Origin of the sequence: Litchfieldella qijiaojingensis, from assembly GCF_014651875.1 — a bacterium.
In the GTDB taxonomy this organism is placed as follows: domain Bacteria; phylum Pseudomonadota; class Gammaproteobacteria; order Pseudomonadales; family Halomonadaceae; genus Litchfieldella; species Litchfieldella qijiaojingensis.
The window spans coordinates 135,438-152,819 of record NZ_BMXS01000001.1; the positions used below are offsets into that span (position 1 = coordinate 135,438).

The 17,382-nt window shown below is 59.7% G+C and carries 20 protein-coding genes; 12 read left to right on the forward strand and 8 right to left on the reverse strand.

The annotated features are described in order from the left end of the window. Positions 1–14 precede the first annotated feature (14 nt). The 4 genes from IE093_RS00685 to queC are packed head-to-tail and all read right to left on the reverse strand — an operon-like array spanning position 15 to position 2,488. The gene (locus IE093_RS00685; RefSeq protein ID WP_189464928.1) at positions 15–308 is read right to left on the reverse strand and encodes a YkgJ family cysteine cluster protein; all 294 of its coding nucleotides are present in this window, start codon (positions 306–308) and stop codon (positions 15–17) included. Next, positions 305–1,150: a 6-carboxytetrahydropterin synthase gene (locus IE093_RS00690; RefSeq protein WP_189464931.1), complete on the reverse strand. Its 846-nt coding sequence runs from the start codon at positions 1,148–1,150 to the stop codon at positions 305–307. The genes IE093_RS00685 and IE093_RS00690 overlap by 4 nt, the downstream gene beginning before the upstream one ends. After that, a complete protein-coding gene (gene queE, locus IE093_RS00695; RefSeq protein WP_189464934.1) occupies positions 1,150–1,794 on the reverse strand; it encodes a 7-carboxy-7-deazaguanine synthase in 645 nt (214 codons plus the stop codon). The genes IE093_RS00690 and queE overlap by 1 nt, the downstream gene beginning before the upstream one ends. Continuing rightward, positions 1,787–2,488 carry a 7-cyano-7-deazaguanine synthase QueC gene (gene queC, locus IE093_RS00700; RefSeq protein WP_189464937.1) on the reverse strand — a complete coding sequence of 234 codons (702 nt, stop codon included), beginning with the start codon at positions 2,486–2,488 and terminating at the stop codon, positions 1,787–1,789. The genes queE and queC overlap by 8 nt, the downstream gene beginning before the upstream one ends. A gap of 217 nt (positions 2,489–2,705) precedes the next feature. Here queC and IE093_RS00705 point away from each other — a divergent pair, with 217 nt between their 5' ends. Next, positions 2,706–3,116, forward strand: a complete 411-nt coding sequence (locus IE093_RS00705) for an SRPBCC family protein (protein ID WP_189464940.1) — start codon at positions 2,706–2,708, stop codon at positions 3,114–3,116. Positions 3,117–3,431: 315 nt separating this feature from the next. On the opposite strand, the gene IE093_RS00710 is transcribed toward IE093_RS00705, so the two are convergent. The 4 genes from IE093_RS00710 to flgA all read right to left on the reverse strand — a co-directional run bounded on the left by IE093_RS00710 (position 3,432) and on the right by flgA (position 6,721). Beyond that, entirely contained in the window at positions 3,432–4,979 is a 1,548-nt protein-coding gene (locus IE093_RS00710; RefSeq protein WP_189464942.1) for a sensor domain-containing diguanylate cyclase, read from the reverse strand. A gap of 212 nt (positions 4,980–5,191) precedes the next feature. Continuing rightward, positions 5,192–5,644, reverse strand: coding sequence for a flagella synthesis protein FlgN (locus IE093_RS00715; RefSeq protein ID WP_189464945.1), 453 nt, complete (start codon positions 5,642–5,644; stop codon positions 5,192–5,194). After that, positions 5,641–5,943 carry a flagellar biosynthesis anti-sigma factor FlgM gene (flgM, locus tag IE093_RS00720; protein WP_229803129.1) on the reverse strand — a complete coding sequence of 101 codons (303 nt, stop codon included), beginning with the start codon at positions 5,941–5,943 and terminating at the stop codon, positions 5,641–5,643. The genes IE093_RS00715 and flgM overlap by 4 nt, the downstream gene beginning before the upstream one ends. A 70-nt stretch (positions 5,944–6,013) precedes the next feature. Further along, on the reverse strand, positions 6,014–6,721 hold the full coding sequence (gene flgA / locus IE093_RS00725) for a flagellar basal body P-ring formation chaperone FlgA (protein WP_189464951.1): 708 nt from the start codon (positions 6,719–6,721) through the stop codon (positions 6,014–6,016). A gap of 209 nt (positions 6,722–6,930) precedes the next feature. Here flgA and flgB point away from each other — a divergent pair, with 209 nt between their 5' ends. The 11 genes from flgB (at position 6,931) to flgL (ending at position 17,381) form a co-directional block, all read left to right on the forward strand. After that, complete coding sequence (gene flgB / locus IE093_RS00730) at positions 6,931–7,344, forward strand: flagellar basal body rod protein FlgB (RefSeq protein ID WP_189464954.1); 414 nt, start codon at positions 6,931–6,933, stop codon at positions 7,342–7,344. A 17-nt stretch (positions 7,345–7,361) separates the two neighbouring features. Next, entirely contained in the window at positions 7,362–7,769 is a 408-nt protein-coding gene (flgC, locus tag IE093_RS00735; protein ID WP_189464957.1) for a flagellar basal body rod protein FlgC, read from the forward strand. 5 nt (positions 7,770–7,774) lie between these two features. Next, entirely contained in the window at positions 7,775–8,455 is a 681-nt protein-coding gene (flgD, locus tag IE093_RS00740; RefSeq protein WP_189464960.1) for a flagellar hook assembly protein FlgD, read from the forward strand. 104 nt (positions 8,456–8,559) lie between these two features. Further along, positions 8,560–9,837 (forward strand): flagellar hook protein FlgE, encoded by a 1,278-nt coding sequence (gene flgE, locus IE093_RS00745; protein WP_189464963.1) that lies wholly within the window; start codon positions 8,560–8,562, stop codon positions 9,835–9,837. A gap of 26 nt (positions 9,838–9,863) precedes the next feature. Continuing rightward, complete coding sequence (locus IE093_RS00750; RefSeq protein WP_189464966.1) at positions 9,864–10,622, forward strand: flagellar basal body rod protein FlgF; 759 nt, start codon at positions 9,864–9,866, stop codon at positions 10,620–10,622. A 29-nt stretch (positions 10,623–10,651) separates the two neighbouring features. Next, positions 10,652–11,434 (forward strand): flagellar basal-body rod protein FlgG, encoded by a 783-nt coding sequence (gene flgG, locus IE093_RS00755; RefSeq protein WP_189464968.1) that lies wholly within the window; start codon positions 10,652–10,654, stop codon positions 11,432–11,434. Positions 11,435–11,454: 20 nt separating this feature from the next. Then, positions 11,455–12,144: a flagellar basal body L-ring protein FlgH gene (locus IE093_RS00760; protein WP_189464971.1), complete on the forward strand. Its 690-nt coding sequence runs from the start codon at positions 11,455–11,457 to the stop codon at positions 12,142–12,144. Between the two features lie 80 nt (positions 12,145–12,224). Next, positions 12,225–13,307, forward strand: a complete 1,083-nt coding sequence (locus IE093_RS00765; RefSeq protein WP_229803179.1) for a flagellar basal body P-ring protein FlgI — start codon at positions 12,225–12,227, stop codon at positions 13,305–13,307. Further along, positions 13,307–14,404: a flagellar assembly peptidoglycan hydrolase FlgJ gene (gene flgJ / locus IE093_RS00770; protein ID WP_189464976.1), complete on the forward strand. Its 1,098-nt coding sequence runs from the start codon at positions 13,307–13,309 to the stop codon at positions 14,402–14,404. Before IE093_RS00765 ends, flgJ begins: the two co-directional genes overlap by 1 nt. Before the next feature lie 84 nt (positions 14,405–14,488). Beyond that, complete coding sequence (flgK, locus tag IE093_RS00775; protein ID WP_189464979.1) at positions 14,489–16,126, forward strand: flagellar hook-associated protein FlgK; 1,638 nt, start codon at positions 14,489–14,491, stop codon at positions 16,124–16,126. A gap of 22 nt (positions 16,127–16,148) precedes the next feature. Beyond that, positions 16,149–17,381 carry a flagellar hook-associated protein FlgL gene (gene flgL, locus IE093_RS00780; RefSeq protein ID WP_189464982.1) on the forward strand — a complete coding sequence of 411 codons (1,233 nt, stop codon included), beginning with the start codon at positions 16,149–16,151 and terminating at the stop codon, positions 17,379–17,381. The last annotated feature ends 1 nt before the right edge of the window (position 17,382 follow it).

Below are 17,382 nucleotides of genomic sequence, written 5' to 3' on the forward strand. Positions count from 1 at the left end.
AGCTGCACGGCCGCTCAGGTGGCGGCCTCCCAAGCAGCGAGGTTCACCAATGCTTGGTTGCGGCTCGTACCGCATAGCTCGGGATCGTAGTTGAAGCGCTTGCACACGTCGGGACGGCGAGGGTCCCCGAATAAGCGACACAGGTTGTTGTCATCGAGCTGAGCGCAACGTACCCCGGGCGGTTTGCCTTGTGGCATGCCGGGGATCGGTGAGCTGATCGAGGGCGCGATACAACAGGCGCCGCAGCCTGGGCGACATCCACCTCGGGCTGAGGGCTCTGCCGATCTGGCGATCAGTCCGGAGGTCATGGCCCAGCCTCGGCGATAGCGCCCTTGTTGATGCCCTCGAAGGCTTGAACGCGTATGCGCTGGCGACTGTCCCGGGCGATTTCCGTCGCTAGCCAGGTAGCGATATGCTCGACAGTCGTCGGGCTTGGCAAAACCGCGCAGCGCGCCGCTGGCAGTCGCAGGAAAAAGCGTCCCTGGGGAGCTTGGTATCGGCTGGTCAGCAGGCCTTGTGTCTCGGTGTCGCCGTCGGTGACGATATCCTCTTCATCGACGAGATAGCGATCGGCGAGCCAGTTTGCCCAGTCCATCTCCAATTGTGCATCGCGCTGCCCGTTCTTCCAGATATGCAAGCACGAGCGGTGACCATGGGCGATACGTTGACAGTTGCCAGCATGGCGCTTGAGGCCATGGCTGTAGCAGTAGGCCGCGCCATCGATGGTTTCTTCACGCAAGGTCAGGCGGATGTCGTTCACTCGTGGGGGTGGACGCCGCATCAATTCGGCAGAAAAATGGGTGCTCAGGCGTTCGGCGTCGATCGCGTTCCAAGGCAACAGGGTGAAAGCTTGGCGTGGTCCGCGGATCTCCATGGGATAGGGGGTGCTACCACGTATACACAGTCCTTCGCTGCACTCTTGAACGCTGACGCCGGGCGCTCGGGTCGGCACCAGCAAGGTGTGGTCGGCACCGGCGTCCAGACGTGACTTGATCCACGGTTTGACCTCGCCGAAATCGAACAGCATGCCGTCCTCGCCAAGTTCGCCGTCGAGCTCGGCGTCGACATGCCAACTGGCGCCGACCAAGCCGCGCGTCGGACACCATAGCGAGGCATCGATTTGGGTCAGAGCGTTGACGAAAAGTGTCATCAGTCGATCCCCACGATCTTGTGTGTCTGTAGCGAGAGTTGCCATTGGGGCACTCTGAGGCAGTAAGCAACCGTTTCAGCCATGGTGTCGCCTGCGCCGCTTAGCGGGGCAAGGTCCATGGGTTGCAGATAGAAATACCGGAAGTCGAGGTGCGAAAAGCGCTCGGGAGGGGCATCCGGCTGCGGGTAAACCAGCTTGAGTTCGTCGCCGCTCTCGACTACCAGTCGACTGGCGCCTTTGGGGCTGACGCACAGCCAATCGATACCCGCCGGTATGGCAACGGTACCGTTGGTTTCGACGGCGACTTCAAAGCCTCTGTCATGCATGGCCTGGATCAGCGCCTCGTCGAGTTGCAATAAAGGTTCGCCGCCGGTAAAGACTGCATAAGGTACGACCCTGTCGGTCGCATGTGGCCACAAGGCGGCCAAGTGGTCGGCCAGGGCCGAGGCATCGCGGAAGCGGCCACCATTCTGGCCATCGGTTCCGACGAAATCGGTATCGCAGAAACGGCACAGGCTATTGCCGCGGTCGGCCTCGCGCCCCGACCACAGGTTGCAACCCGTGAAGCGGCAGAACACGCTGGCACGCCCGGTTCGGGCACCTTCGCCTTGTAGCGTGTAGAAAGCTTCTTTGACGCTATACATGGCGCCGCTCCTGGTAGGCAAGTGGATCCTCGATACCATGGGCGGCAAAGGCGGCCAGCCGCTCCCGACAGCTTCCGCATTGCCCACAGGCCAGGGCCTCGCCACGGTAGCAGGTCCACGTGTCGGCGTAATCGAGCCCCATGGCGAGACCCTCGGCAAGGATTTCTCGCTTGCTGCTGTGCAAGTAGGGGACGCAGATTTCCACCGCTTCGAAGTTGGCGATGGCCGCTACCTCGTTCATTCTCTCAACGAACAGCGGGCGGCAATCCGGATAGAGCACATGATCGCCGCCATGCGCACCATAGAAGACCTTGCTGGCGCCCAGATTCACCGCTTGCGCGATGGCCAGGGACAACAGGATCATGTTGCGATTGGGTACTACGGTAGCGGTCAGGTTGTCGCTATCGTAGTCCCCGCTTGGCAACTCGCGTGTGGGGTCGGTCAACGCCGAGTTGTCGATCAGGCCATGGATGGCTCGGAGATCCACGATTTGGTGGGCAATGCCCAGGCGTTGGCACACGCGCGCCGCGACTTCGAGTTCGCGTGCGTGGCGCTGTCCGTAATCAAAGGACAGGGCATGGATGTCGTATCCTTCTCGCAATGCACGGTGCAGAACGGTAAAGGAATCCATGCCGCCGGAATAGATGACCACGGCTCGAGAGGCCGGCTCCGGCGAAGAGAGGGTGTTGGGCATGACAAAGGTCCTGGCGGAGAATTTCTTTTGGCCACTGACCGAGCATGGCCGGCAGTGGATGCCCGGGATCCGGTCCGGGCGAGGTTCTTTATTCTACCGATGTTGAACGACGCTGGCCAGGCGAGTCGAAGATAGGGGGTGGTACGGAAGCAAGGCTGGTAGTTTTCGGTCGAGGCCGTTACCCTCCTCATCTGTCAGTGTTGGAAGTGGGGGCGACATGGCGATTATCGAACATAGTGCGGTTCTGCATGCCCCGCCAGAGCGCGTGTTCGCCCTGCTGGAACGAGTCGAGGACTTTGCCGACTATTCCGATTTGATCGAGGCGATCGAACCTCTGGGGGACAAGCGCTATCGCTGGTACGTTCATGCGGTGGGCATGGACTGGACGTTCGATGTTGAGATCACCGAGGCCCGCGCACCTGAGCGCCTGGCGTGGGAGTCCCTGGATGGCGTGCGCAATCAAGGGTGTTATCGGTTGACACGGGTTCCCGAAGGTACCGAAGTGGTGTTGACCATTGAGTACCGTATCAATAACCGTCTGCTGGAGCGAGCTGTCAATCGAGCTGCCAAGCCTCTGGTCAACAAGGTCAGTCAGCAGATATTGGAACGGGTCGAGGCGAAGTTGTAGGCGTGAATATATCGCTACTGCCGGCACGGGAGATGAGCGTAATATCGAGAGATCGAAGCCGCTGGCTTCTCACCCCAGGATCTCGCCATGCTCAAGGGGCTCGTGCTGTGTTTCGCATTCTTGATCGTTCAGCTTGGCATTCTGCACATGATCGATCGGCGCGTAGCCGCATCCGACCGTGAATTGCACTATTCATCGACAACCAAGCCCAGGGCCGAACGGACCGAAGATAGAGATGATGCCGCTCCCGCATCATGATGCGGGGTGGCTGCAGCTTGGTGAGGCAGGCCATGAATGCGCTGCGGAGTCGGCCGTTTATTGTCGTTTGCCGGCTGCTGGGCTGAAATGCGAAATGCGTGCTCGTCCTCCGCGTTTGGCCATGTACATACCTTGATCGGCGACATGAATGAGGTCGTGGGCGTTCTCGAACTCGTTGCAGCCCATGTGGGCGATGCCGATCGAGGCGGTGACATGGATCGTCCTTCCATCGACCGTGGCCATGGGGGTGTCTGCCAGACGGCGGGACATGGTTTCGGCGACCAGTTTGGCCTGCTTCACCGGAGCATCGGGCAGAATCAACAGAAACTCTTCGCCACCATAGCGCCCACCCTGTACCTGTGTACTGAGCAACCCCCTCAGCAGTTCGGCGAAGTTTTCCAATACCTCGTCACCTAGCCGGTGTCCATAGCGGTCATTGAGCTGCTTGAAATGATCCAAGTCGATGAAAATCACGGCCAAGGCTGACCGCTCTCGCTTGGCTGTCAGGAAAAGCTCATTGAGTAACTCTTCCAGATAGGCTCGGTTGTACAGTCCCGTCAAGGCATCGAAACGGATGCGATGGTCCAGCAACTCGTGCCGGTGTCGCAGGTATTCCAGCTCCTGGCGCTGTTGCTCCAGGGCTTCGTTGAGTCGCAGGTTGTGGGCATGAAGCAGTTGCTTGGCTTCCAGTAGCGCTTGGTGGGAATCGAACGCTGGCGGTTGGGTGATCTCGAAGAGTCGGGCAAGCGAGGGGAGGTCGCTTTCCAGGGCGGTGAGCAGGTTGCCTAGGTTCGCACTATCGAACTCGAGATGATGAAGAAGTCTGGGGAGCAGGTCGGCAAAGGGAATGGCTGGGGTCGTCGATAGCCAGGCATCGGCAATCAAGCTGGCTGCGATGATGCAACGATTCTGGTGAGAGCATGTGCTGAGAGTGGCGTGGCTGTTGGCGATGCCATCGACCAAGCGCTCCGGGAGTCCCCATTGATCGGCCAGCCAGGCGCCGACACAGGCATGGTCGCAGCCCAAGTGCTGCCGCTCAAGCTCGATGACGATCGAATGGTCGTCGGCTTGCGTGGGAAGCTCGGCGTAGAGCTCCGGAAGGGTGGCGTCAAGCGCCAGCATGCCGATGTCCTGGAGCAAGGCAATGGTGAAAAGGCTGCCGGTATCCCTGCGCTCCGTTTGCGTGGCCAGCCGATGGCTAGCCAGTGCACTGACCAGAGAACGTTGCCAGAAGTGGTCGTAATTCAGCCGCCAGGCGTGCCGCCGGTCATGGCCCTTGATCAGTCCGAAACCCAAGGCCACCGATAGCGTGGCATCGAGTCCCAGGCGTGAGACGGCCCCGACACAACTTTCGGTCGCTTTGGCAGGAGAGTACAAGACGCTGTTGGCCAGCGCAAGCAACCGTGCTGTCAAGGCCGGGTCCTGTTCGAGACTATGGGCGAGGTCGTGCAAACTGGCGTCCGGTGACCGAGCCAGGGCAATCACCTGCATCACGACATTGGGAAGCGAAGGCAGGGTGGGGCAGTCCTGCAGGCGAGTCTTCAGTTCGGCGGGCAGCGTGACGATGCCCGAGGGGGATACTGGCTGAGGCTGGCTGCTGGGCATTCCCTGGGGTTCTCCGTAACACCTGCAGGCCAACCATGACGGTGTCAGGCCATGCACTGGGCTGATGGTTTTGTCAGCGATTGTTACTGAACTATCTACGAAGGGTTGCCCTATGGTCAAGGGATTCTTAGGAAAGGGAGTGCCCAAGGGTACAGGCGGGGGCCCGGGCTTTGTCTCGTTGATGTTTCGGCAGCGTCTAAAGGTTTTGGCAGCTAGGCCTGGGAGGCGAGTCCAGAGAGGCCGCGACGATCCGACTGTCCGTTAGGGCCGTAGAGTGACTTGCCGGCTGCTTCGTGCAGGAAGTTGAGAATGCGCTGGTTGTGCGACAGGCGCATCTGCACGAGCGAACCGTTCAACTCGTTGAGTTGGCTGACATGCTCGGCCTGTTCGCGCATGGCATGCCATGTCTCCAGGCAACCGGCATCCCTGGCGGCCTGTTCGGCCCCTGGATGGCCTTTGGCGTAGCCCAACTTATGCTGCGCCGCGCGTCGTTGTGTGTCCAGGCGATCCAGATCATCGAGCAAGGCCTGCTTGCGGCTGGCGATCTCGTTGAGCTGCTGGCCATCCACCTTGGCGGCACTCAGCGAATGACGCTCGTCGATCAGTAGTGCGGCAAGGTCGTCAAGGCATTGGCGCTGACGCTCGAGATGTTGGCCAAGGCTCATGAGTTGCCCCTGTCACCGGACGTGGTGCCGAGCAGGTCGCGTACGCTGTCGATAAGGCCGTCAGCGATGCGCTCGGCGCGAATCTCCAGGCGGCCCTCGCTGATTGCCTGACGAATCTCCTCGACCCGGGCGAGGTCGATATCCTGGCCGCTGTCGCCGGTGGACTGACTAAGGTGAGTGATGGCCGCGGGCGCCCCCTCCTGCTGCGTTGAGGGAGTATTGAGATCGGCCTTGGTTGCCTTGTTGCCGGACTCGCTTTGAGTGGGGCGAGTCAGCGGATGGGAGCTGTCGATTTTCACGAGGTTTCTCTCTTGCGCATGCCTTTCCCCCATTATCGGCCGTGGGGCGACAAACTTGAACGTTGTTCGCCTAGAAATCGACTTCGAGGCGGTTGTGCCCGATCACTCGCGCGCGCAGGACATCGCGGTTATTCAAGCGGACGCGGATTTCGCTGTCCATGGCGCCGCTATCCAATGCTTCACCCTCGCGAGAAATGGCGAAGCCCTGGCCGCGGGCTTCGATCCTGACCTTGGCACCACGCTCGACCAGCGTAACCGGCTGCAATTGATGTTCGGTTAGTGTCGAGCCCTCCCTGATCGGTCTCGCGGCCTGCATGCCGATAGCCTGTTGTATGTCAGTGATTGCACCGCGAGGCAAGCGGCTAAGCTCGGCCGGGCGCAGGGCCAGCATGTCGGCATCGATTATTGTGCCGCGAGTAATGGCTTGACTGGCCACGACCTGCTCCCCGATTACCGCCAAAGTCGCTTGCATATAGCGAACCTGGTTACCCTGCTCGCCGCATCGGACCCCGACCGAAACGCGTCCGATGAGGGGTTGGCTCGCATTGGGCAGGAAAGGCTGGGGGTTCTCGCAATCGGGTAGATGAGCCGAAGGAGGATGCGCCTCGATATTCACTTCGCTACCCAGTTCGCTCGCCCGTTCGTAGAGAAAGGCATGTACGCGTTCGGTGATCAAGGCCGTGTTGTCGGCTCGCACTGGCGTGAGAGTGACCGTAGTCACCAGGCTCAGTAGGGCAATGGCCGTCAGGAGTCGGCGTAGAAGTGTTGGCAACAACATGGAAATACCCTGGGCGCGAGGCGCGAATAGGAACTGGGCATGACATCTAGAGTGACGATTCTATTGGTTGACGTGAAAAACCAAAGCCGGAAATGGCCTGTAAATGCTGGCCTGTTTATTCCTTTGCCATGACAAGGGGTCGTCTATTCTCCAGGCTGACCCAATAGCCCGTGGCGAGTGTTGGCCACGTGACACAGGGAGACCAGGGGATGATAGACAAGCTCAATGGGGCGCTGCGCTTTCACCAGGAGGCACTCAACCTGCGCGCCGAACGGCACGAGGTGCTGGCCAGCAATATCGCCAATGCCGACACCCCCAATTACAAGGCCCGCGATTTCGACTTTTCCAAGGAGTTGTCGCGGGTGATGGAAAACGGTCGCGGCAGTGGCGCGGGACTGTCGTTGACGACGACTTCCGCAAGCCATATCGAGGCTCGTGCCTCGGCGCCCGTGTCCAGGGAGTTGCTGTATCGCGTCCCCGAGCAGCCCAGTCTCGACGGCAATACCGTGGACATGGACCGCGAACGTACCCAGTTTGCCGATAATGCCGTGCGTTACCAGGCGGCCCTGACGCTGATCAATAGCCGCATACAAGGCCTGAAGAAGGCGATGCAGCCCGAATAAACCGCAGGAGCAAGTCGATGTCGATGTTTTCCGTATTCGATATTTCCGGGTCGGCCATGAGCGCCCAAGCGCAGCGCATGAACGTCACTGCCAGCAATCTTGCCAATGCCGACAGCGTGGCCGGGCCCGATGGCGAAGCTTATCGTGCCAAGCAGGTGATGTTCGAGGCCCAGGCCCAAGGGCGGCATGGTGTCGGTGGCGTGCGTGTGACCGAGGTGGTCGAGGATCCCAGCCCCATGCGGATGGAATATCGTCCCGAACATCCGCTGGCCAATGACGAGGGGTACGTGACCATGCCCAATGTCGAACCTGTGCATGAGATGGTCAACATGATTTCGGCGTCGCGTTCCTATCAGGCCAATGTCGAGGTGATGAATACCAGCAAGCAGTTGATGCTCAAGACATTGACTCTGGGTGAGGGCTGATCGCCATGGCCACGACCATTGATTCCAGCGTCATCAACAGATTGAACAATGCCGGTGCTGCCGGGGGCGGTACCAGTAAATCCGACGACCTTCGCGAAAACTTCATGACCTTGCTGGTCACCCAGTTGCAGAACCAGGATCCGCTCAATCCGATGGAAAACGCGGAGATGACCTCGCAACTGGCCCAAATCAATACCGTCAGTGGTATCGAAGAGCTCAACAGCACCCTGAAAGGTATTACCGGTCAGATCGATGCTGGCCATACGCTTCAGGCCGCAGCCTTGATCGGGCAGGGAGTGCTGGTGCCTGGCGATCGTCTGCTGGTTGGTGAAGAAGGCACCACGCCCTTTGGTGTCGAGCTGGAAAAAGCCGCCGACGAAGTGGTGGTGACCATACGCGATGGTGCCGGTCAGGTAGTGCGCAGCTTCGACGTCGGACCGGTCGATGCCGGTGTCGAATCCTTCGAATGGGATGGAACATTGGAGAGCGGCGAGCGGGCACCGGAAGGTGCTTACCAGGTTAGTGTCGAAGCCAGTGCCGGCGATGAGCCCGTGGTGGCCGCGGCCCTGAATTACGCTCAGGTGCGAGGCGTTTCCACGGCCAGCGATGGCTCTCCACGCCTGGACCTGGGAGGTGTCAGCGAGCAAGCCAGCCTGGCCGATATTCGCCAGATTCTTCGCATGTAACGCCGTCGGCGTCGAGCGAGTCACTCACGGGCTTGCCGATGGCGACGTACAAAGAACGAAAAAGTCGATCGAAATTGTGCTAACGGTACACAGGGAGTAGGACAATGGGTTTTTCACAAGCATTGAGTGGTCTGAATGCTGCGTCGTCGAAGCTGGATGTGTTGGGCAACAATATCGCCAACTCGCAGACCGTCGGCTTCAAGGGCTCCAACACACAGTTCGCCGATGTCTTCGCCAGTTCCAAGGTCGGCCTGGGGACGCGTGTCTCGGCGGTGTTGCAGAATTTCAACGAAGGTAACATCGAGGCGACCGGTCGCGAGCTCGATCTGGCGATCAGTGGCCAGGGCTTCTATCGCTACGAGCAGAGTGGCGAAATCGTCTATGCGCGTAACGGACAGTTGTCACTGACGCCTGATGGCTTCCTGGTCAATGGTCAGGGCGCACGGATTATGGGCTATGGTCTGAACGCCGCCGGCGCGGTGCAGACCGGCGGCCAACCCCAGGTGCTGAATGTCCCTGCCGACGAGATGGCGGCCAGTGCAACTACCGACGTGGCAACGGTCATCAACCTCGATTCCCGCGAGGTGGTGGGTGCAGAACTGAGTCAAGTGGAAGTCAATAATCTTGGCGGTGGTACCCAAACGCTTGACTACCACTACTCCAATAATTTCACCGTCTTCGATTCGCTTGGCAACCCACGTAATGTCACCGTCTATTACGAGAAGACCGGCTCCAACACCTGGGATGCCAAGGTGGTGATGGATGGCAGCTACAATGACACTGACACCAGTGGCAACGGCACCAACGACAATGATTTCACTGTAACGTTCAATCAGAACGGCACCTTGAACCAGATCACTGATAGTGGCGGTGCGGTCGTGGCTGATAATGATCCGCAGGTTACCTTTAACTCCGCCTCGATGGGTGGCGACCCCCTGGATCTCGTTTTCAATCTCGATCTGGCCGGCTCCACCCAGTTCGGCAACACCTCCACGACCAGCTCCCTGACCCAGAACGGCTATACCTCGGGGGCGTTGGTGGGTATCACCATCGAGAACGATGGCACCATCATGCGCAACTATGCCAATGAGCAGTCTCGACCCGCCGGGCAGATCGCACTGGCCTTCTTCCGTAATCCGGAAGGGCTGCAGCCGAATGGTGACAATGCCTGGACCGCCACCGCCGACTCCGGCCAGGAACTGGTCGGTGCCCCGGGTACTGGATTGCTGGGCTCCGTCGAGTCAGGTGCCATCGAAACGTCCAATGTCGACATGGCCAAGCAACTGGTCGACATGATCGTTTCCCAGCGTGCCTACCAGGCCAATTCCCAGACCATCAAGACCCAGGACGAGGTCCTGCAGACCGCCATCAACTTGCGTTGATGGTGGCTAGGTCAGGAGTGTGAACCATGGATCGCATCCTCTACACCGCCATGAGCGGTGCCAAGCAGAGTCTCGACCAGCAGGCAGTGGTGAACCATAACCTGTCGAATGCCTCGACGACCGGTTTTCGTGCTCAGTTGCATGCCATGCGTGCGGTACCGGTGCAAGGCGATGGGCGGCTACCGACCCGCGCATCGGTGGCCGCCACCACACCGGGGGCGGATTTCTCCCCCGGCCCCATCAGCACCACTGGCCGTGAGCTTGATGTGGCGATCGAGGGCACTGGCTGGCTGACCGTCCAGGCCGCGGATGGCACCGAAGCCTACACCCGCCGCGGCGACTTGCAGGTCGATGGCAATGGCCTGTTGATGAGTGCTGGGCGGCCGGTGCTCGGCGAAGAAGGGCCGATCGTGGTACCTCTGGGATCGCAACTCTCGGTTGGGGCCGACGGCACCATCAGTGCGATCGGTCCCGGCGAGGATCCCGACGCTCTGGTCGCGGTTGGCCGTCTCAAGCTGGTCGACCCGGAGCCCGGGACATTGGCCCGTGGTGATGATGGCCTGTTCCGCCCTCTGCCCAACGAGAACGGCGAGATTCCGGCGCTGGCAGCCAACGAGAATGTACGTGTCGTTTCCGGAGCGTTGGAGGGAAGCAACGTCAGCGCCATCGAATCCATGGTGGCGATGATCGATACCGCACGTCTCTACGACATGCAGATGAAGGTCATTGGCAGTGCCGATGAAAATGACCAGCGAGCCAACAGCTTGCTCTCTCTCCAAGGCTGATCCGAGACCGAGATTAAAGGAAATCCCCCATGATCAAATCGCTGTGGACGGCCAAGACCGGCCTCGAGTCTCAGCAGGTGCAGATGGATGTCATCTCCAACAACCTGGCCAACGTCGGCACCAACGGCTTCAAGCGTTCGCGCGCGGTGTTCGAGGACCTGCTGTACCAGAACCTGCGTCAGCCCGGCGCCCAGAACGACGTGCAGAATACGCTGCCGTCCGGGATGCAGGTCGGTACAGGGGTGCGACCGGTGGCAACCGAGCGCCTGCACACTCAGGGCGGGCTGGAGAACACCGAGAATTCGCGTGATCTGGCGATCAATGGCAGTGGCTTCTTCCAGGTGCTGATGCCCGATGGCTCGACCGCCTACACTCGTGACGGCAGCTTCCAGCTCGACGAAAACGGCCAGATGGTAACTGCCAACGGCTATCCGTTAGAGCCGGCCATCATCCTGCCTGACAACGCCTTGTCGGTGACCATTGGCGAGGACGGCATCGTCTCGGTCACCCAGCCAGGGTCCACACAGAGCAATCAGGTGGGCCAGATCACCCTGTCGACCTTCGTCAATCCCACGGGACTGGAGAGCATCGGCGGCAACTTGTATCTGGAAACCACCTCATCTGGGCCGCGTAACGAAACCATACCCGGAATCAACGGGGCGGGTAGGCTTTTCCAAGGCTATGTCGAGACGTCCAACGTCAATGTGGTGGAAGAGATGGTCAGCATGATCCAGACCCAGCGGGCCTACGAGATCAACAGCAAGGCCGTACAGACCAGTGACGAGATGCTGGCGCGGCTGGCTCAGCTGTAAGTCCATTTTGGGAGTGGAAGATGACCTCATGGGCTTTCTTGTTGCGTAGCGTTTGCCTGGTATCGCTGGCCTTGGCCTTGGCGTCGATGGCTGGTTGCGCCCAACTGCCCCGCGCGTCGGTGGTCGGCGAGCAGGAGCGGATAGAAATTCCCGACCGTCCCGTCCCTGTGGCCAATGGTTCGATCTATCAGGTTCAGCGAGGCCACCAGCCATTGTTCGAGGACCGCCGCCCACGCATGGTCGGTGATATCCTCACCATCGTCCTCGACGAGGAAGTCAGTGCCAGCAAGAACTCGCAGAGCAGCGCCAATCGCAATGGGGAGTCGGACCTGAGCTTCATCGAGGTGCCCGATGCATTGGATACACTGGCCGAATACGGTTTCGACATCTCCGGTAGCAGCGACTTTACTGGCGGTGGTGAGTCGGAAGCCAACAACACGTTTACCGGCACTATCACCGTTTCGGTTCTGGAAGTGATGAACAATGGCAATCTGCGGGTACGTGGCGAGAAGCAGATCGCCATCAATCAAGGTGTCGAATTCATCCGCTTTTCCGGTGTGGTCAATCCGCGCACCATCACTAGCCAGAATACTGTGCCCTCGACTCAGGTCGCCGATGCGCGGATCGAGTACTTCGGCGATGGTTACATCAACGAAGCGCAGCATATGGGATGGTTGCAACGCATCTTCCTGAACATCTCACCGTTCTAACCGGCCTCAAACAAATGCAAGTGGGGACAGCGTTCATGAGTGTCTTTCGTCGCCTTGCCAGATTCCGGTTGGCTGTGCCAATGCTGGTGATACTGCTGGGACTGGCCATGCCGGCTCAGGCTGAGCGACTGCGCGACCTGGCGACCTTCGCCGGGGTACGTGACAACGCCTTGGTGGGGTTTGGCCTGGTGGTAGGGCTCGATGGTACCGGCGACCAGACCATGCAGGCGCCCTTTACCGGTCAGAGCCTGACCAACATGCTGTCGCAATTGGGGATCACCGTTCCGTCCGGTACCAACATGCAGTTACGCAACGTCGCTGCGGTGATGGTCACTGCGGATCTGCCGCCGTTCTCGCAACCTGGTCAGCGCCTCGATGTGGTGGTGTCGTCCGTTGGCAATGCGCGTAGTCTGCGTGGCGGTACCTTGCTGATGACCCCGCTGAAGGGGGCCGATGGCGATATCTATGCCATCGCTCAAGGCAACCTGCTGGTAGGTGGCGCCGGCGCCGAGGCTGGCGGTAGCAGCGTGCAGATCAATCAGCAGGCCGGTGGCCGGATCAGTGGCGGCGCAATGGTCGAGCGTGAGGTGCCTCTGGATTTGGGGGTAAATGGTGGCGTACTCGATCTGCAACTCAAGGAAGCGGATTTCGGTACTGCGCGGCGCGTGGTGAGTGCGATCAACAATGAGTTCGGTTGGTCGGTGGCCTCCGCCCAGGATGCGCGCACGATCCGTCTGCAGGGGCCCGATAATGACAATGACAGAGTCAATTTCATGGCTCGGGTGGAAAATCTCGATGTGACGCCGATGGAAGCCACACCCAAGGTCGTGATCAACTCGCGTACCGGGTCGGTGGTGCTCAACAGTGCGGTAACCCTACATCGTGCCGCAGTCGCTCACGGTAATCTGTCGATCGTTGTCGATACGCAATTTCAGGTCAGTCAGCCGGCTCCGTTCGGTGAGGGCGAGACCGTGGTCGTGCCGGATTCCGATATTTCCGTCCAACATGAGGAAGGCTCGCTGCAAATCGTCGAAGGGCGTGCCGACCTGGTCGAGGTGGTCAACGCGCTCAATGCGCTGGGTGCCACTCCGGCTGATCTGATGTCGATCCTTGAAGCGCTCAAGGCCGCTGGCTCATTGCGTGCCGATCTGGAGATCATCTGATGAGTGTCAATGACCTTGGTGACCAGTTCGCCCTTGACATGCAGGGTATCCAGCGCTTGAAGCATACGGCCCGACAGGACCCCAATGCCGGCCTCGACGAAGCCGCTCGCCAGTTCGAGGCGCTGTTCCTGCAGATGATGCTCAAGAGTATGCGCGAGGCCACGCCCCAGTCCGATCTGCTGAACAGTCAGCAGACCGAGTTCTATACTTCGCTGCTTGATCAACAATGGTCGCAGCACATGGCGGGACGCGGCATCGGCTTGGCCGAGCAGTTGATCAATCAGCTCGAAGGGCGAGGCAACCTGCCACGGCAGTCTTCCGCTCAGTCGCAGGCCGAGGAGTTGATAGCCGGTATTCCGAAAGGCACACCGCGTGTATTGACGGGGGGATTGAGTGTCGATGGTGAAGTGTCCGGAGAGTCGGATGGGCATCGCTTCGGTGAAGCGCTTGATACAGATTTGCCCGGCCATTTCATGGATGAGCTCAACGCCAGACTACCAGGTGAGGCATCCGAGACGGCACGAGTCGAACAAGGCGCCGCGAGTGGGAATGGCCGCCCCGAACACGTGCAGCATTTTCTTGACAAGCTGACCGCGCCGGCACAGGCCGCCAGCAGTACCACAGGCGTGCCGGCCGAGCTGATCCTGGCCCAGGCGGCATTGGAAACCGGCTGGGGACGTCACGAGATTCCCACGGCCAAGGGGGGCAATAGCCACAATCTGTTCGGTATCAAGGCTGGCAGTGGCTGGCAAGGTGAAACCACCGACATCACCACTCATGAGTATGTCGATGGACAGCGTATAAGAATGACCGAAACCTTCCGGGTCTATGACTCTTTCGAGGAGGCGTTCACCGATTATGCGCGCCTGATCGGTGACAACCCCCGCTATGCCAAGGTAGTCACCGCTGCCGATGCCCAGCAGGCGGCCCGGGCATTGCAGCAAGGTGGTTATGCCACCGACCCGGCCTATGCCGACAAACTGGTGGCAATCATGAGTACGCTCGGCCCGTTGGAAGACCGGGCCCTGACCCAGGATCGAACGAGAGTCGTGCCCCGTGACGTCGCTGCCGAGCGTACCCCGGGCAGTATTTTCTGATATATCGAGGCATTGGGTGCGCAAAAGGCTAAAGCTCGTGAGTCTTTGGCCGATATTACGAACAATGGCTAAAGGAAAGGAATCATGAGCATCTTCTCCATTGGTTTGAGTGGCCTCAACGCAGCCCAAAATGCCTTGAATACCACCAGCAACAATATCAGCAACGTCTATACCTCAGGTTATAACCGCGAGTTGACGCTTCTCGGTGAGGGGCGGGCCGGAGGTGGCGTCGAGGTCAATGATATCCAGCGTCAGTTCAATCGATATGTCGCCAGCCAGCTAAATTCGGCGACGAGTACGGCCAGTGCGTTGCAGACATATCAGACCCAGATCACCCAGATCGACGATCTGCTGGCTGACCGAGATGCTGGCTTGGCTCCCCTGATGCAAGATTTCTTCTCGGCGCTGGAAGGGCTGGCCGGGGCACCTTCCGACCCAGCCGCGCGCCAAGGGGTGATTGGTGCTGCCGATACCCTGAGCGCCCAGTTCCGCTCCTTCGATCGCTATCTGCAGGACATGCAGGAGGGAGTCAACGGTCAAATCAAGGATGAAGTCACCCAGATCAACAACGCCACGGAACAGATCGCCAAGCTCAATCGCGAGATCGCCCTGGCGCGTGCGCGCAATGGCGAAGCGCCGAACAGCCTGCTCAACCAGCGTGATCAGGCCATTGCCGGGCTCAGCGAGCGCCTTGACGTGCGTCTGGTTGTCCAGGATGGCAAGACCTACAACATTTCGCTCCCCAACGGGCAGCCGTTGGTTTCGGGCACCAACCACTATCAGCTCGAAACCATGGAGTCTTCCAGTGACCCGCAGCGTACGGTGCTGGGTTACCGTGACTCTGGCGGCAATACGGTGGAAGTGAAGGAAAGCGTGATTACCGGCGGTACGCTTGGCGGCCTGATGACCTTCCGTTCCGAGACACTGGACAAGGTCCAGAACCAGATCGGTCAGTTGGCGGTGTCCCTGGCAATCGGCTTCAACGAGCAGCATGCCGAGGGTGTCGACAGCAATGGCGATCCGGGCGAGGACTTCTTCGCCATCGGCCAGCCTCTGGCTTATGCCAACGCCCGTAACACCGGCACGGCGGATGTCGTGGATACCCGGTTCGACGATGTCACTGACTTGCAGGCCGCGGACTACACGGTGCGAGTCACCGACGATACGACGACCCCACCGACCGTCGAGGTCACTCGCAAGGATAATGGCGAAGTACTGGATACTGCCGATGTTTCGTTCGTCGGTAATGACTTGAGCTTCGGTGGTGTGGTGCTCACCTTCGACGACGCTACCAACCTCGTCAATGACGACCGTTTCGAGGTGCAACCGGTACGCCGAGCTGCGCAAGACATGGAAAGCTTGATCAGCGACCTGGACAAGATCGCCGCGGGCGAGGCCGCCGGTTCCGGCGACAACCGCAATGCCCTGGCCCTACAGGCGCTTCAGGACGAACTGCTGGTGGGAGGTAGCGCCACGGTCAACCAAGCCTATGCCGCGATGGTCAGTGACGTGGGTAACCGCACCAATATCGTCGAAGTCAATCTGGCCGCTCAGGAGGGCCTGACCGAGCAGTTGCAAGCGGTGCAGCAGTCTGAATCAGGTGTCAACCTGGACGAGGAAGCTGCCAACCTGATCCGTTATCAGCAGTATTACCAGGCCAATGCAAGAGTGATCGATGTCGGCTCGACGATTCTGGACACTATCCTGGGCCTGCGTGCCTGATTCGTTCAAGGAGTGAAATGACATGCGTATCAGCACCGTGACCATGTTCGAGCAAAGTGTCTCGGGCATGAATCGCCAGCAGGGCGAGTTCATGAAGGTGGGGCAGCAGATTGCCTCCGGGCGCCGTGTGGTCAATCCCTCGGACGATCCCCAGGCGGCGTCGCAGGCGGTGGGAGTATCCCAATCCCAGGCCGTCAATCAGCAGTACAAGGACGCTCGCGTCTCGGCGCGCAACTCGTTGTCGCAGTCCGAGAATGTACTCAATAGTGTCAGTGACGCCATCGTGAGTGCCAAGACGCTGTTGGTGAAGAATTCCAGTGACACCCTGAGCGATGCCGATCGCAAGTCGGAGGCTAGCGTACTGCGCAGCATCTACGAGACGCTGATCGGCCAGGCCAATACCACCGATGGCAACGGCCGTTATCTGTTCGGTGGCTATCAGGACGACGCGCCGCCCTTCGCGCGCAATGCCGATGACAGCGTGACCTATGTCGGCGATGACAATACGCGTGAGCAGCGTATCGATGCCTCGCGGCTGATGGCGGTGGCCGACAATGGCGAGGCTATCTTCCAGTCGATTCCCAGTGGCATGGGGTATGTGGCGATTGCCGAACGTGCCGTGGGCAGTACCGGGGACGTGACCTTCTCCGGTCCCGCACGGGTCGATTCCACAGTGGCCGGTTACGGCGAGAACAAGTACACGATCACCTTCACGGCTGCGGACGAGTTCGAGATTGCGACCATCGACCCCAGTGGCACTACCATCGCAACCGAGACGCGTACCTATTCGAGTGGCGGTCCCATCAATTTCGGCGGCCTGTCCATGACTTTGTCCGGAACGCCGGACGTGGGTGACAGTGTTGACGTCAACCCTGCCGATCATGCCGATGCCAACCAGGACTTGTTCGCGACGCTCAAGCGCGCCATCGATGCATTGGAGTCACCGCTAGACGGTGATCCCGGGATCAAGGCCGATTTGAAGAATGCCTTGTCCACGTCGATGCGCGAGCTCGACAATAGCCTCGACAATGTCTTGACCATGCGCGCTTCTATGGGGGCACGGCTCAATGAACTGGATGTAGTGGATGCCGTGGGCGACAATCGCAAGCTCAACTATGAGCAGACGATGTCCGATTTGGTCGATCTCGATTACGCCTCCGCGATTTCCGAATACAGCTTACGCCAGGTGGGCTTGCAGGCAGCTCAGCAAACCTTCGCCGACATGAAGGGGATGTCGCTTTTCAACTACCTGTAGA

Bases quoted from the DNA above. Each gene is read 5' to 3' on its own strand.
- IE093_RS00760 (WP_189464971.1), top strand. From the start codon at position 11,455: ATGACCTCATGGGCTTTCTTGTTGCGTAGCGTTTGCCTGGTATCGCTG.
- flgA (WP_189464951.1), bottom strand. From the start codon at position 6,721: ATGTTGTTGCCAACACTTCTACGCCGACTCCTGACGGCCATTGCCCTA.
- flgL (WP_189464982.1), top strand. From the start codon at position 16,149: ATGCGTATCAGCACCGTGACCATGTTCGAGCAAAGTGTCTCGGGCATG.
- IE093_RS00710 (WP_189464942.1), bottom strand. From the start codon at position 4,979: ATGCCCAGCAGCCAGCCTCAGCCAGTATCCCCCTCGGGCATCGTCACG.
- queE (WP_189464934.1), bottom strand. From the start codon at position 1,794: ATGTATAGCGTCAAAGAAGCTTTCTACACGCTACAAGGCGAAGGTGCC.
- IE093_RS00765 (WP_229803179.1), top strand. From the start codon at position 12,225: ATGCTGGTGATACTGCTGGGACTGGCCATGCCGGCTCAGGCTGAGCGA.
- IE093_RS00685 (WP_189464928.1), bottom strand. From the start codon at position 308: ATGACCTCCGGACTGATCGCCAGATCGGCAGAGCCCTCAGCCCGAGGT.
- flgC (WP_189464957.1), top strand. From the start codon at position 7,362: ATGTCGATGTTTTCCGTATTCGATATTTCCGGGTCGGCCATGAGCGCC.
- flgJ (WP_189464976.1), top strand. From the start codon at position 13,307: ATGAGTGTCAATGACCTTGGTGACCAGTTCGCCCTTGACATGCAGGGT.
- flgK (WP_189464979.1), top strand. From the start codon at position 14,489: ATGAGCATCTTCTCCATTGGTTTGAGTGGCCTCAACGCAGCCCAAAAT.
- IE093_RS00750 (WP_189464966.1), top strand. From the start codon at position 9,864: ATGGATCGCATCCTCTACACCGCCATGAGCGGTGCCAAGCAGAGTCTC.
- IE093_RS00705 (WP_189464940.1), top strand. From the start codon at position 2,706: ATGGCGATTATCGAACATAGTGCGGTTCTGCATGCCCCGCCAGAGCGC.
- flgE (WP_189464963.1), top strand. From the start codon at position 8,560: ATGGGTTTTTCACAAGCATTGAGTGGTCTGAATGCTGCGTCGTCGAAG.
- IE093_RS00690 (WP_189464931.1), bottom strand. From the start codon at position 1,150: ATGACACTTTTCGTCAACGCTCTGACCCAAATCGATGCCTCGCTATGG.
- flgD (WP_189464960.1), top strand. From the start codon at position 7,775: ATGGCCACGACCATTGATTCCAGCGTCATCAACAGATTGAACAATGCC.
- IE093_RS00715 (WP_189464945.1), bottom strand. From the start codon at position 5,644: ATGAGCCTTGGCCAACATCTCGAGCGTCAGCGCCAATGCCTTGACGAC.
- flgB (WP_189464954.1), top strand. From the start codon at position 6,931: ATGATAGACAAGCTCAATGGGGCGCTGCGCTTTCACCAGGAGGCACTC.
- queC (WP_189464937.1), bottom strand. From the start codon at position 2,488: ATGCCCAACACCCTCTCTTCGCCGGAGCCGGCCTCTCGAGCCGTGGTC.
- flgG (WP_189464968.1), top strand. From the start codon at position 10,652: ATGATCAAATCGCTGTGGACGGCCAAGACCGGCCTCGAGTCTCAGCAG.